Consider the following 12,497-nt stretch of genomic DNA (forward strand, 5'->3'; position numbering starts at 1 on the left):
ACCTCAGGCCGTTTGCGCCGACGTCATGCTGAGCGCCACCGCCTGCGCGACTTCGATGCCGTCGATGGCTGCCGAATAGATGCCGCCGGCATACCCCGCACCTTCACCCGCCGGATACAGGCCTTCGACGTTCATGCTCTGGTAATCGTCCTTGCGTCGAATCCGGATCGGTGACGAAGTGCGCGTCTCGACACCGGTGAGCACCGCATCGTGCATCGCGAAGCCGGCGATCTTCTTGTCGATCTGGGGCAGGGCTTCGCGGATCGCTTCGATCACGTAGTCCGGCAGCGCGGTGCTCAGATCGGTCGGGTTCACGCCCGGCTTGTACGACGGCTCCACGGAGCCGAGCGACGTCGACGGCCGGCCGGCGATGAAGTCGCCGACCAGCTGGCCCGGCGCGCGGTAATCGCCGCCGCCGAGTTCGAACGCGCGCTCTTCCCATTTGCGCTGGAACGCGATGCCGGCCAGCGGGCCGCCGGGGTAGTCGTCCGGCGTGATGCCGACGACGATCCCCGCATTCGCGTTGCGCTCGGCCCGCGAATACTGGCTCATCCCGTTGGTGACCACGCGGCCCGGCTCGGAGGTGGCCGCGACCACCGTGCCGCCCGGGCACATGCAGAAGCTGTAGACGGCGCGGCCATTGCTGCAGTGGTGGACCACCTTGTAGTCGGCCGCGCCGAGCTGCTTGTGGCCCGCGAACTTGCCGAAGCGGCTGCGATCGATCAGCCCCTGCGGATGTTCGATACGAAAACCCAGCGAGAACGGCTTGGCTTCGATGTACACGCCGCGATCGTGCAGCATCTGGAAGGTGTCGCGCGCGCTGTGGCCCACGGCCAGCACCACGTGGTCGCACCGCAGCGTTTCGCCGTTCGAGAGCGTCAGCGAGCGCACCTTGCCCTGATCGATCTCGATGTCCTCGACCCGCGTTTCGAAACGCACTTCACCACCCAGTTCGTGGATGGACGCACGCATCTTTTCCACCATGCTGACGAGGCGGAACGTGCCGATGTGCGGCCGGCTCAGGTACAGGATGTCTTCCGGTGCGCCTGCCTTGACGAATTCGTCCAGTACCTTGCGGCCGTAGTGGTTCGGATCCTTGATCTGGCTGTACAGCTTGCCGTCGGAAAAAGTCCCGGCCCCGCCTTCGCCGAACTGCACGTTGGATTCGGGGTTGAGCACGCTCTTGCGCCACAGCCCGAACGTGTCCTTGGTGCGTTCGCGCACGGCCTTGCCGCGTTCGAGGATGATCGGGCGGAAGCCCATCTGCGCGAGGATCAGCCCCGCGAACAGGCCGCATGGCCCCATGCCGATCACGACCGGGCGCAGGAAATTACCGTGCTCGGGCGCTTTCGTGACGAAGTGGTACGCCATGTCGGGCGTCACGCCGCAATGCGGCTGGCCGGCGAGGCGCTTGATCGCGGCCGCTTCGTCCGTCACTTCGACATCGACGATATACGTGAGCTTGATGTCGGCGCGCTTGCGCGCATCGTGCGCGCGGCGGAACACGGTGTAACGGAGAAGCCCGTCTGCGGCCACGCCAAGCTCCGCGAGGCGCTCGCGAATCGCGGCCTCGAGCGCGCTTTCGGGGTGGTCGAGGGGGAGTTTAATTTCGCTTAGCCGTAACATGGGGACTCGGATGCGATTGCCACGGCGTCGTGGCGGTGTTGATACGGGCGGGGGCAGGCCGGCGGTGTTGTCCGCCGTGCGGGCATGCCGGACGCAAACCATTCATTGTCATTGCGGGATGAGCGGTGCAGGCGACCGTGCGCGGACCGGCCCGAACAACTCAAGCAACTTCAGGATAGGCGCACGAAGCGGCCCTTGTGCGGGAAGATTGTCCCGCCTCCCGGCAACCGGGAGGCGAACGACGCATCGTCATGACGATGCCCGCGAGCGGTGTGCGCGAAAGCCGCGCCATGCAGGCGCGGCCGGGGCTTACTCCGCCGCCGGATGCACGCGGGTGTAACCCTTCAGGATCGGGATCATCTGCGCGTAGATCTTCGGGTTCGCGGCGACGATTTCATGGCGATGCAGGAAATCGGCGTCGCCCGTGTAGTTGCCGACGAGGCCGCCGGCCTCGGTGATCAGCAGGCTGCCCGCTGCCATGTCCCACACGTTGATGCCCTGTTCGAAGAACGCGTCGAGGCGGCCGGCCGCGACGTTTGCGAGATCGAGTGCCGCGGCGCCCGGGCGGCGCAGGCCCGTGCACGCTTGCGTCATTTCGGCGAAGAGGCGCGCGTAGGCATCGAGGCCGTCCTTTTCGCGGAACGGGAAGCCCGTGCCGACCAGTGCGTCCGACAGGCGGTCGCGGCGGCCGACGCGGATGCGGCGGTCGTTCAGGTACGCGCCGCGGCCGCGGGTGGCCGTGAACAGGTCGTTCTTGTTCGGGTCGTAGACGACTGCCTGCGTGACGACGCCCTTGTGCTCGAGCGCGATCGATACGCAGTAGTACGGGAAGCCGTGGATGAAGTTGGTCGTGCCGTCGAGCGGATCGATGATCCACTTGAATTCGGATTCGTTCTCCGATTCGCCCGATTCTTCCGCGAGGATCGCGTGGTCGGGGTAGGCGGTCTTCAGCGTCTCGATGATCGCGTCTTCGGCGGCCTTGTCCACTTCGGTGACGAAGTCGTTCTGCTGCTTCTTGCGGATCTCGATCAGGTCGAGATCGAGGGACGCGCGATTGATGATCTGTCCGGCGCGGCGCGCAGCCTTGACAGCAATGTTGAGCATGGGATGCATGAGCCTGGATCCTGTAGCCGGCGGCACGGGCCGCCACGAAGTGGAACAACCGCCCGGCACGGCGCAAACGTGGCAGGCGAGGTGAGACGCGAATTGACAAAGAACGGGGTACGACCCGCGCCGCACGGAGTGCGACGCGTAAAGGCATGATTTTATCCGATTTTCGGCGGTTTCAGGCGACCGGAATACGGGGAAACCCCCACTATCCGTCCGGACGAGTGGGTTTGCCGCGGCGATGGCGATACCATACTGCCATTCTGATGAACCGAGTCGTATCGTAGTGGAAACTCCGCAGAACACCGCCGCGCCGTCCGAGCCGGGCGCGGCCTCGTCCCGGCCGCCGTCCGGCGGCTTCACGTCCACCCGTTTCGTGCTCGTCGAGCCGAGCCATCCCGGCAATGTCGGGGCGGCCGCCCGCGCGCTGAAGACAATGGGTTTTTCGCGTCTCGTGCTGGTCGCGCCGCGCGTGCTGCACGTGCAGAGCGATCCCGAGGCGATCGCGATGGCCAGCGGCGCGGACGACGTCCTCGCGTCCGCGCATGTCGTGCCGACGCTCGGCGACGCGCTGTCCGGCGTTCACTGGTCGATTGCGCTGACCGCGCGCACGCGCGAATACGGGCCGCCGCGTCTCGCGCCGCGTGCGGCTGCCACGCAGGCGTGCGCACAGGTCGGCACGGGCGACATCGCGCTCGTGTTCGGCAACGAGCGCACGGGCCTCGCGAACGAGCATGTCGAGCAGTGCAGCGCGCTGGCGCACATCCCGGCGAACCCGGCCTACAGTTCGCTGAATCTCGCACAGGCCGTGCAGGTGCTGGCGTACGAGCTGCGCGTCGCGTTTCTCGAACAGGCGAGCGAGCCGTCGGCGCAACCGTCGGGCGAAGCCGGCACGCTTGCGCAGAGCGACGAGATCGAGCGGATGTACGTGCACCTCGAGAACGCGCTGATCGCGCTCGATTTCCTCGATCCGCGCAACCCGAAGAAGCTGATGCCACGGCTGCGGCGCCTGTTCGCCCGCACGGGCCTCGAGCGCGAGGAGGTCAATATCCTGCGCGGCGTCGCGAAGCACATCCTGCTGAAATCGGGCAAGCCGGGCGGCGACGCGTAAGCGGCCGGTGCACCGGCTGACGGATGTCGCGGCGCGCGGGGAACCTCTCCGCCGGGCAGGTGCTGCGCCGTCCGCGGGAGTCGCCGCGGCCGATCGCTCCACCTGGTCGACCCTCCCGCAAACGCCCCCGCAGCAAGCGTTCCGCCTGAATACCCGCGTCGGCGGCGGGGTGAACGCGCGGGCTCGTGCGGCCGTGCGCGACCCGCCCTACAATCGCCGAACGTCATAAGTAAATTACCCGGCGCGATAACGGCCGGCCATTGCCGGCGATGCGCGCCGGCCTTTTCCCAGACCACATCATGTTCACGAGACTGCGCGAAGACGTTGCAACGATTCGCGAGCGGGATCCCGCCGCTCGCAGTGCATGGGAAGTGCTGACCTGTTATCCGGGGTTGCATGCGCTCGTGCTGCATCGTTTCGCGCATGCATGCTGGCGCGTGAAGCGCTACTGGCTCGCGCGTTTCGCGTCGCAGGCCGGCCGGTTCCTGACGGGCATCGAAATCCACCCCGGTGCGACGATCGGCCGGCGCGTGTTCATCGATCACGGCATGGGTGTCGTGATCGGCGAGACGGCGATCGTCGGCGACGACTGCACGATCTATCAGGGCGTGACGCTGGGCGGCACGTCGCTCACGCGCGGCGCCAAGCGCCACCCGACGCTCGAAGCCGGCGTGATCGTCGGTGCGGGCGCGAAGGTGCTCGGCAGTTTCACCGTCGGGGCGGGCGCGAAGATCGGTTCGAACGCGGTCGTCGTGAAGCCGGTGCCGGCGGGCGGCACGGCGGTCGGCAATCCGGCGCGCATCGTGATGCCGGCACAGCCGAAGCCGCAGCACGAAGGCGCGGCGTTCTGCGCATACGGGATCACGCCGAATGCCGACGATCCGATGTCGCTCGCGATTCACGGGCTGATCGATCACGCGGCGAAGGAAAGCCGCCGCGTCGACGAGATCGTCGCGGCGCTCGAACGGCTCGGCACGCATCTGGAAACGCTGCAGGGCGCCGACGCGGCGCGCCTCGATCTGCGCCGGCTGTCGGCCGTGCTGGAAGGCAAGTCGGTCGAACGCCAGGCGTAATTCAGCGGATGCCCGCGGCCGCCGGTCGGTGAGGCAGCCGCGGCGTCAGTCGAGCGGCATCGCGTGGATGCCTTCCGCATCGACGCGCAGGTAGCCGCCACGCGGCTTGCCGTGGTCGAGATCCCAGTCGGGCAACACCCAGCGGATGCCGCCCGGTTCGGCGTGGCTCGCGGGGCGGTGCGTGTGGCCGTGAATGATCACGCTCGCGCGGCTTTTCCGGAACAGCGCGGCCACGCCTTCACGCGTGACATCGTAAATCGCCGAGGCAGGGCGCATCCGGCCCGCTTCGCTGTTCGAGCGCATGCGCTGCGCGAGCGCGCGGCGCCAGCGGAACGGCCAGGCGAGAAACAACCATTGCGCGACGCGGTTGCGTGCGAAGCGGCGGAACAGCTGGTAGCCGCGGTCGGCCGTGCATTGCGCGTCGCCGTGCGCGAGCACGATGCGCTGGCCGAACGCCATGATCAGCGAAGGGTCGGGCAGCAGCATCGCGCCGGCTGCCTTCATGAAGCGCCGGCCGAGCAGGAAATCGCGGTTGCCGTGCATCACGTAGAGCGCGATGCCGCGCTCCGAGAACGTGTGCATCAGCGCGGCCATGCGTGCTGCAAACGGATCGTCGTCGAGGATGTCGTCGCCGATCCAGTATTCGAACAGGTCGCCGAGGATGAACACCGAGTCGGCGCTATCGGCGGTGTATTTCACGAAATGCTCGAACGCGGCGACCGTCTTCGGAATCGCTTCGCTCAGATGCAGATCGGAGAGAAACAGGAACGGGCGTGCGGCTTGCGCGTATTCGCGCTCGCCCGGCACGCCCGCGGAGACGCTTCGCGGCGGACTCTCCTGCAACATCGAAGTGCCTCCGTAACTGCGCGTCAGACCACGACGGCCTTTTCGATCACGACGTCGTCAGCCGGCACGTCCTGGTGGAAACCAGCGTTGCCCGTCTTGACGCCCTTGATCTTGTCGACCACGTCCTGGCCTTCGACGACCTTGCCGAACACCGCGTAGCCCCAGCCCTGCGGCGTCGGCGACGAGTGGTTCAGGAAGTCGTTGTCGTTCACGTTGATGAAGAACTGGGCGGTCGCCGAGTGCGGATCGTTCGTGCGGGCCATCGCGACCGTGTAGTTGTCGTTCTTCAGGCCGTTGTTCGCCTCGTTGTCGATCGGCGCATCGGTCGGCTTCTGCTTCAGGCCCGGCTCGAAGCCGCCGCCCTGGATCATGAAGCCGTTGATCACGCGATGGAACACGGTGCCGTCGTAGTGGCCCTTCTTCACGTAGTTCAGGAAGTTCTCGACCGTCTTCGGTGCCTTCGCGGCGTCGAGCTCGAGCTTGATCACGCCGTGGTTCGTATGCAGTTCAACCATGATGAATTCCTTCGGTAAGGCGGTTTAAATGGCACGCGGCCGGTCGTGCGACGCGGCCGCGTGTGGCGCCGGACGTGCCGGCAGGTTCTTACTTCGAGACGACGCTGGCCGATTCGATCACGATCGGTTGCGCGGGCACGTCCTGCATCGGGCCGCGCGAGGTCGTCGCGACGCCTTCGATCTTCTTCACGACGTCGAGACCCGACACGACCTTGCCGAACACCGCATAGCCGTTGCCGTCCGGGTTCGGGTAGTCGAGGCCGCTGTTGTCGACCGTGTTGATGAAGAACTGCGCGGTGGCCGAGTTCGGATCGCTCGTGCGTGCCATCGCGATCGTGCCCGTCAGGTTCTTCAGACCATTGCGGCTCTCCAGCGGGATCGGCGCGCGGGTCGGCTTCTCCTCGAAGTTGGTCTTGTAGCCGCCGCCCTGGATCATGAAGCCCTTGATCACGCGATGGAAGATCGTGCCGTTGTACTGGCCGGCCTTCACGTAATCGAGGAAGTTGGCGACGGACTTCGGCGCCTTCTCCGGGTAGAGCTCGACGCGGATGTCGCCCTGCGAGGTCTTCAGCTGCACGACGGGGTGCGCGGTAGCCGATTGCGCGAACGCAGGTGCGGTCGCGGTCGCGAGAAGGGCGGCGCCGCCAAGCGCCAGCAACAGACGTTTCATTGCGATCCTCAGGTTGGGAGGGAAAGAAGGCCGCGCCGCTTATTGCGACGGCGCGACGTACGGCGCCGCCAGTGCGCCCGACGGACCGCTGAACTGGAATGTCGGCGACATCGGCAGCGTGGTGGTGCTCACGTTCGCGGCTGCGCGGTCGGTGTAGTCGCGCGCGGCCGGTGCGGCCGCGCGGGCGTTCGGCGCGGCCTTCGGCGGCGACACGATCTTCTGGAGATCGGCGAGGCGCTGCGCGGTCGCGCCGCTCGTGCGGCCGAGCGATTGCGCACGCTTGTACGACTCGGCCGCGAGGCGCAGATACAGGTCGCCGAGGTTCTCGTACGCGAGCGAGTAGCTCGGGTTCGATTGCGTCGCCGTGACGAGCGCGGTGCGCGCTTCGTCGTAACGGCCATGCTTCGCGTAAAGCGCCGCAAGGTTGTTGTACGGCTCGGGCAGTTCGGGGTACGCCTGCGTGATCGCGACGAACTGCTGGATCGCGTCGTCGTCGCGGTTCAGGCGGGCCAGCACGGTGCCGCGCTTGAACTGCGCCTGCACGTCGTGCGGGTTCGACGCGATGCGCGCGTCGAGCTGCGCGAGCGCCTGCTTCCACTGCTTGCCGGCGATCGATGCGTCGACTTCGGGCGTGCCGTCGGCGGTGGCCGGGGCCTTCTGCGCATGCGCCGCGGGGGCCGCGAAAAGCGTCAGCGCGACGCCCATGACGGTGGTCGCAACGAGGGTCGCAGCGCTCTGCGCGCGGCCGCGATGAGGTTTCATAGGCGTAAATCGGAATGTTATACTCCGAGCCATTCTAACAAAACGTCTGCGCGTTCCGGCGAGCGGCAGACAGTCTTTCTTAGCCTCTCGTGGCCGTCACCGCTGTGCTTGCAGCCTGACCGCCCCATGTGATATCGAGGACGCTCGGCCTTGCGCCGCAGCAGATGGTCCGTCCGTTTCGCATGCTGGGCGAGCTTCGCCAGGGCGGTTTCCTTCGGCTCACGGTTCATCTCTATGGAATCACTGCGCATCTACAACACGCTCGCGCGTGACAAGCAAGTTTTCGTGCCGCGCCAGTCCGGCGAAGTGCGGATGTACGTATGCGGAATCACCGTATACGACTATTGTCACGTGGGCCACGCGCGCATGCTGGTCGTGTTCGACCTCGTCCAGCGCTGGTTGCGTGCGATCGGTTACCGGGTCACGTATGTGCGCAACATCACCGACATCGACGACAAGATCATCCGCCGCGCGGTCGAGAACGGCGAGACGATCAAGTCGCTGACCGACCGGTTCATCGGCGCGATGCACGACGATGAAAGCGCGCTCGGCATCCAGCGGCCCGACATCGAGCCGCGCGCGACGCAGTTCATTCCGCAGATGCTCGGCATGATCGAGACGCTCGAGACGAACGGCTACGCCTATCAGGCGACCGACGGCGACGTCAATTACTCGGTGCGCAAGTTCGCGAACTACGGGAAGCTGTCGGGCAAGTCGCTCGACGATCTCCGCGCGGGCGAGCGCGTCGCCGCGAACGACGCGAAGGAAGATCCGCTCGATTTCGTGCTGTGGAAGCGCGCGAAGCCGGAAGATCCGGAAGGCACGTCGTGGGCGTCGAAGTACGGGATGGGTCGCCCAGGCTGGCACATCGAGTGCTCGGCGATGGGCTGCACGCTGCTCGGCGAGCATTTCGACATCCACGGTGGCGGGCAGGATCTGCAATTCCCGCACCACGAGAACGAGATCGCGCAGAGCGAAGGCGCGACCGGCCAGACGTTCGTCAATTACTGGATGCACAACGGCTTCGTGCAGGTCGACAACGAGAAGATGTCGAAATCGCTCGGCAACTTCTTCACGATCCGCGAAGTGCTCGAGCGCTACGACGCAGAAGTCATGCGCTTCTTCATCGTGCGCACGCACTACCGTTCGCCGCTCAATTACAGCGACGTGCATCTCGACGATGCGCGCGCGTCGCTCACGCGCCTCTACACCGCGCTGAAGGATGTCGAAGCCGACACGCTCGCGCTCGACTGGAGCGAGCCGCACGCACAGCGTTTCGCGGCTGCGATGAACGACGACTTCAACACGCCGGTCGCGGTGGCCACGTTGTTCGAGCTGGCGGGCGAGGTGAATCGCACGCGCGATGCGTCGCTCGCGCGGCAACTGAAACAGCTGGCGGGCCTGCTCGGCCTGCTGGGCCGCGAACCGCGCGCGTTCCTGCAGCAGGCGTCCGGCGCCGCGCAGGCGAACGGGCTCGCCGCCGACGAGATCGAAGCGAAGATCGCCGCGCGTGTCGCGGCGAAGCAAGCGAAGGACTATGCCGAAGCGGACCGGATCCGGGCGGAACTGCTCGAGACCGGTATCGCACTTGAAGACAAACCGGGCGGATCGACCGAATGGCGTCGCGTATGAGCGCGGTGCGTTCCACTGACCGATCCGTCAGGTAGGAGGCAAGATGGCAACGGCCAGAAAAGCGCCGGTCAGGCGCGCGACCCCGGTCGCCGCGCGTCCGGCAGCCAAGCGCGTGCCGCCGGCGAAGACGGACGCGACGCGCGCCGTGCCGAACGGCGCGCTCAACGGTCATGCGCAGCCGGCGGCTGCGCTGCCGGCCGCCGACGCGGCCCGCAAGGCCCGTGCGTCCGAAGCGGGCGGCGAGGAGGTGGTCGTGCGTCCTGCATACTGGGATAAGGCATGCGCCGACCTCGTCAAGCGCGACCGAATCCTGAAGAAACTGATTCCGAAGTTCGGTCCCGCGCATCTCGTGAAGCGCGGCGACCCGTTCGTCACGCTCGCGCGCTCGGTCGTCGGCCAGCAGATCTCGGTGCCGTCCGCGCAGTCGCTGTGGGCACGCATCGGGGATGCCTGTCCGAAACTCGCCCCGCAGCCGGTGATCCGGCTCGGCGCGGACAAGCTGATCGCGTGCGGGCTGTCGAAGCGCAAGACGGAATACATCCTCGATCTCGCGCAGCATTTCGTGTCCGGCGCGCTGCACGTCGACAAATGGACGTCGATGGACGACGAGGACGTGATCGCGGAACTCACGCAGATCCGCGGCATCAGCCGCTGGACGGCTGAGATGTTCCTGATCTTCAACCTGTCGCGGCCGGACGTCCTGCCGCTCGACGACCCGGGCCTGATCCGCGCGATCAGCGTCAATTACTTCAGCGGGGAACCCGTCACGCGCAGCGAGGCGCGCGAGGTTGCGGCCAACTGGGAACCGTGGCGCACCGTCGCGACCTGGTACATGTGGCGCAGCCTCGATGCGCCCGACGCCGCCTGAGCTGTGGCTATCGGGTTTTAAACATCAATAGTTGAGAGCCGGTTTTGAGTGCCGCCCGCGCGGGTAGAATACGCGCTGCCGCAAGACCCAAGGATTCAAACACATGAAGACCACGTTTCTGGATTTCGAACAGCCGATCGCCGAACTCGAGGCCAAGATCGAAGAGTTGCGATTCGTGCAGGACGACTCGGCTGTCGATATTTCGGAAGAAATCGAGCGGCTGTCGAAGAAAAGCCAGCAACTGACGAAAGACCTCTACGCGAATCTGTCGCCGTGGCAGGTTTCGCAGATCGCGCGGCATCCGCAGCGTCCGTACACGCTCGATTACGTTGCGGAACTGTTTACCGATTTTCACGAGCTGCACGGCGACCGTGCATTCGCGGACGATGTATCGATCGTCGGCGGTCTCGCGCGCTTCGGCGGTCATCCGTGCATGGTGATCGGTCACCAGAAGGGCCGTGACACCAAGGAGCGCGCCGCGCGCAACTTCGGGATGCCGCGTCCGGAAGGCTATCGCAAGGCCGAACGCCTGATGCGACTCGCCGAGAAGTTCGGGCTGCCGATCTTCACGTTCGTCGACACGCCGGGCGCGTACCCGGGCATCGGCGCGGAAGAGCGCGGCCAGTCGGAGGCGATCGGCCGCAACCTGTACGTGATGGCCGAGCTGAAGACGCCGATCATCACGACGGTGATCGGCGAGGGCGGTTCGGGTGGCGCGCTCGCGATCGCGGTGGCCGACACGGTGATGATGCTGCAATTCTCGACCTACTCGGTGATCTCGCCGGAAGGTTGCGCGTCGATCCTGTGGAAGAGTGCCGCGAAGGCGCCCGAAGCAGCGGAAGCGCTGGGCCTGACCGCGCACCGCCTGAAGGCGCTCGGCCTGATCGACAAGATCATCAACGAGCCGCTCGGCGGCGCGCATCGCGATCCGAAGGGCATGGCCGCGCTGCTGCGCCGCGCGCTCGCCGATTCGCTGCGCCAGTTCCAGGGCATGAGCATCGATGCGCTGCGCGAGCGCCGCTTCGAGCGCCTGATGGCCTACGGCAAGTACAAGGAAACCACGCCGGGCGCATGACCGGCTGCGTCTTCCATTCGTGCGCCGCTGCGCGCGCGCTCCTCTCGTGATTCCGCCAACCGAATTCTCCGCCGACCGCGTCGTTCTCGACGCGGTCGGCGTTGCGCTTTCCGGCGTGCCGCCCGATGCGCGCATCGCGATCGCCTACAGCGGTGGCCTCGACTCGACGGTGCTGCTCGACGCGGCCGTGCGCGTCGCGGGCGCGTCGCGCTGCGTCGCGTTGCACGTGCATCACGGGCTGAGTGCGAACGCCGACGCGTGGGTTGCGCATGCCGAGGCGAGCGCGGCCGGGCTCGGTGTCGCATTCGAATCGATGCGCGTCGACGTGCCGCGAGACAGCGGCCTCGGTGTCGAGGCGACGGCGCGCGAGCGGCGCTATGCGGCGCTCGACGAGATGTGCGAACGCCACGGCGCGGCTGCGCTGTGGCTCGCGCAGCATGCGGACGACCAGGCCGAGACCGTGTTGCTGCAGTTGTTGCGCGGCGCGGGGATCGCGGGGCTTGCCGCGATGGCGCCGCGTTACCGCCCTGACGGCGTGAGCGTCGAGCGCGTGCGCCCGCTGCTGCGACTGTTGCGTGCGCAACTCGAGCGCTATGCGACGCAGCACGACCTGGCATGGATCGACGACGAATCGAACAATGACACGCGCTACGCGCGCAATGCGCTGCGCCTCGACGTGCTGCCGGCGCTGGCCGTGCATTTCCCGGGCTTTCGCGACGCGCTGGGCCGCGCGGCTCAGCATGCGGCCGCTGCGCAGCGACTGCTCGACGACCTGGCGGAACTCGACTTCGCCGTTGCCGCGCGCGATGACGGGCATGCGCTGTCGCGCGACGCGCTGGTCGCGTTCGACGACACGCGTGGCGCGAACTTGTTGCGCTTCTGGATGCGCCGGCTCGGTTTGCCGGGCGCGTCGGCTGCCCGGCTCGCCAACATGATGCGGCAGTTGCGTGCCACGAATGTCGCCCATGCGCTGCGCGTCGATCACGCGGGGCAGTGCCTGCGGCTGTATCGCGATGTCGTCTACTGGGAAGCGGGCGACAGCAGCGAACCGGCCGATGACGGCACCGGGACGCCGCACCCGGAAGCGGCGCTGGCATGGGACGGGCAGGAAGTCTGGCACCTGCCGGGATGGCGCGGCACGTTCGTCTTCGCGCCGGCCGACGCGGGAAGCGCCGGCGCGGTGCCGGAGGGGCTGCTGCGCGGCGCGCGGCT

At 66.8% G+C, this 12,497-nt stretch carries 12 protein-coding genes; 6 read left to right on the plus strand and 6 right to left on the minus strand.

All coding sequences use genetic code 11. From position 1 onward, the window contains the following. Positions 1-3 precede the first annotated feature (3 nt). Positions 4-1,626, minus strand: a complete 1,623-nt coding sequence (locus BDO18943_RS22835; RefSeq protein ID WP_175024129.1) for an NAD(P)/FAD-dependent oxidoreductase — start codon at positions 1,624-1,626, stop codon at positions 4-6. A 309-nt stretch (positions 1,627-1,935) separates the two neighbouring features. After that, on the minus strand, positions 1,936-2,739 hold the full coding sequence (locus BDO18943_RS22840; RefSeq protein WP_175024130.1) for an inositol monophosphatase family protein: 804 nt from the start codon (positions 2,737-2,739) through the stop codon (positions 1,936-1,938). 280 nt (positions 2,740-3,019) lie between these two features. Here BDO18943_RS22840 and BDO18943_RS22845 point away from each other — a divergent pair, with 280 nt between their 5' ends. Then, positions 3,020-3,844, plus strand: a complete 825-nt coding sequence (locus tag BDO18943_RS22845; protein WP_175024131.1) for an RNA methyltransferase — start codon at positions 3,020-3,022, stop codon at positions 3,842-3,844. Positions 3,845-4,113: 269 nt separating this feature from the next. Beyond that, complete coding sequence (cysE, locus tag BDO18943_RS22850) at positions 4,114-4,917, plus strand: serine O-acetyltransferase (RefSeq protein ID WP_175024132.1); 804 nt, start codon at positions 4,114-4,116, stop codon at positions 4,915-4,917. 45 nt (positions 4,918-4,962) lie between these two features. Here cysE and BDO18943_RS22855 read toward each other — a convergent pair whose 3' ends face one another. From BDO18943_RS22855 to BDO18943_RS22870, 4 genes are all read right to left on the minus strand, one after another. Beyond that, on the minus strand, positions 4,963-5,763 hold the full coding sequence (locus tag BDO18943_RS22855) for a UDP-2,3-diacylglucosamine diphosphatase (protein WP_043189129.1): 801 nt from the start codon (positions 5,761-5,763) through the stop codon (positions 4,963-4,965). A gap of 23 nt (positions 5,764-5,786) precedes the next feature. Further along, positions 5,787-6,278, minus strand: coding sequence for a peptidylprolyl isomerase (locus BDO18943_RS22860; RefSeq protein WP_011352518.1), 492 nt, complete (start codon positions 6,276-6,278; stop codon positions 5,787-5,789). 88 nt (positions 6,279-6,366) lie between these two features. Beyond that, positions 6,367-6,948, minus strand: a complete 582-nt coding sequence (locus tag BDO18943_RS22865; RefSeq protein WP_021162660.1) for a peptidylprolyl isomerase — start codon at positions 6,946-6,948, stop codon at positions 6,367-6,369. A 39-nt stretch (positions 6,949-6,987) separates the two neighbouring features. Next, a complete protein-coding gene (locus tag BDO18943_RS22870) occupies positions 6,988-7,710 on the minus strand; it encodes a tetratricopeptide repeat protein (protein ID WP_175024133.1) in 723 nt (240 codons plus the stop codon). Positions 7,711-7,944: 234 nt separating this feature from the next. On the opposite strand from BDO18943_RS22870, the gene cysS reads away from it, so the two are divergent. The 4 genes from cysS to tilS all read left to right on the plus strand — a co-directional run. Further along, positions 7,945-9,342: a cysteine--tRNA ligase gene (gene cysS / locus BDO18943_RS22875; protein WP_175024134.1), complete on the plus strand. Its 1,398-nt coding sequence runs from the start codon at positions 7,945-7,947 to the stop codon at positions 9,340-9,342. 43 nt (positions 9,343-9,385) lie between these two features. Then, positions 9,386-10,210, plus strand: a complete 825-nt coding sequence (locus BDO18943_RS22880) for a DNA-3-methyladenine glycosylase family protein (protein ID WP_175024135.1) — start codon at positions 9,386-9,388, stop codon at positions 10,208-10,210. Positions 10,211-10,313: 103 nt separating this feature from the next. Then, positions 10,314-11,285, plus strand: a complete 972-nt coding sequence (locus BDO18943_RS22885) for an acetyl-CoA carboxylase carboxyltransferase subunit alpha (RefSeq protein WP_043189140.1) — start codon at positions 10,314-10,316, stop codon at positions 11,283-11,285. A 46-nt stretch (positions 11,286-11,331) separates the two neighbouring features. Then, the coding region (gene tilS, locus BDO18943_RS22890; RefSeq protein WP_175024136.1) for a tRNA lysidine(34) synthetase TilS at positions 11,332-12,497 on the plus strand (1,166 nt) is incomplete at its 3' end.

Origin of the sequence: Burkholderia aenigmatica, assembly GCF_902499175.1 — a bacterium.
Classification (GTDB): domain Bacteria; phylum Pseudomonadota; class Gammaproteobacteria; order Burkholderiales; family Burkholderiaceae; genus Burkholderia; species Burkholderia aenigmatica.

Excerpts from the sequence above, each read along its gene's own strand:
- BDO18943_RS22855 (WP_043189129.1), bottom strand. The coding sequence starts at position 5,763 with ATGTTGCAGGAGAGTCCGCCGCGAAGCGTCTCCGCGGGCGTGCCGGGC.
- BDO18943_RS22835 (WP_175024129.1), bottom strand. The coding sequence starts at position 1,626 with ATGTTACGGCTAAGCGAAATTAAACTCCCCCTCGACCACCCCGAAAGC.
- BDO18943_RS22840 (WP_175024130.1), bottom strand. The coding sequence starts at position 2,739 with ATGCATCCCATGCTCAACATTGCTGTCAAGGCTGCGCGCCGCGCCGGA.
- BDO18943_RS22860 (WP_011352518.1), bottom strand. The coding sequence starts at position 6,278 with ATGGTTGAACTGCATACGAACCACGGCGTGATCAAGCTCGAGCTCGAC.
- BDO18943_RS22885 (WP_043189140.1), top strand. The coding sequence starts at position 10,314 with ATGAAGACCACGTTTCTGGATTTCGAACAGCCGATCGCCGAACTCGAG.
- BDO18943_RS22870 (WP_175024133.1), bottom strand. The coding sequence starts at position 7,710 with ATGAAACCTCATCGCGGCCGCGCGCAGAGCGCTGCGACCCTCGTTGCG.
- BDO18943_RS22865 (WP_021162660.1), bottom strand. The coding sequence starts at position 6,948 with ATGAAACGTCTGTTGCTGGCGCTTGGCGGCGCCGCCCTTCTCGCGACC.
- BDO18943_RS22880 (WP_175024135.1), top strand. The coding sequence starts at position 9,386 with ATGGCAACGGCCAGAAAAGCGCCGGTCAGGCGCGCGACCCCGGTCGCC.
- cysS (WP_175024134.1), top strand. The coding sequence starts at position 7,945 with ATGGAATCACTGCGCATCTACAACACGCTCGCGCGTGACAAGCAAGTT.
- cysE (WP_175024132.1), top strand. The coding sequence starts at position 4,114 with ATGCGCGCCGGCCTTTTCCCAGACCACATCATGTTCACGAGACTGCGC.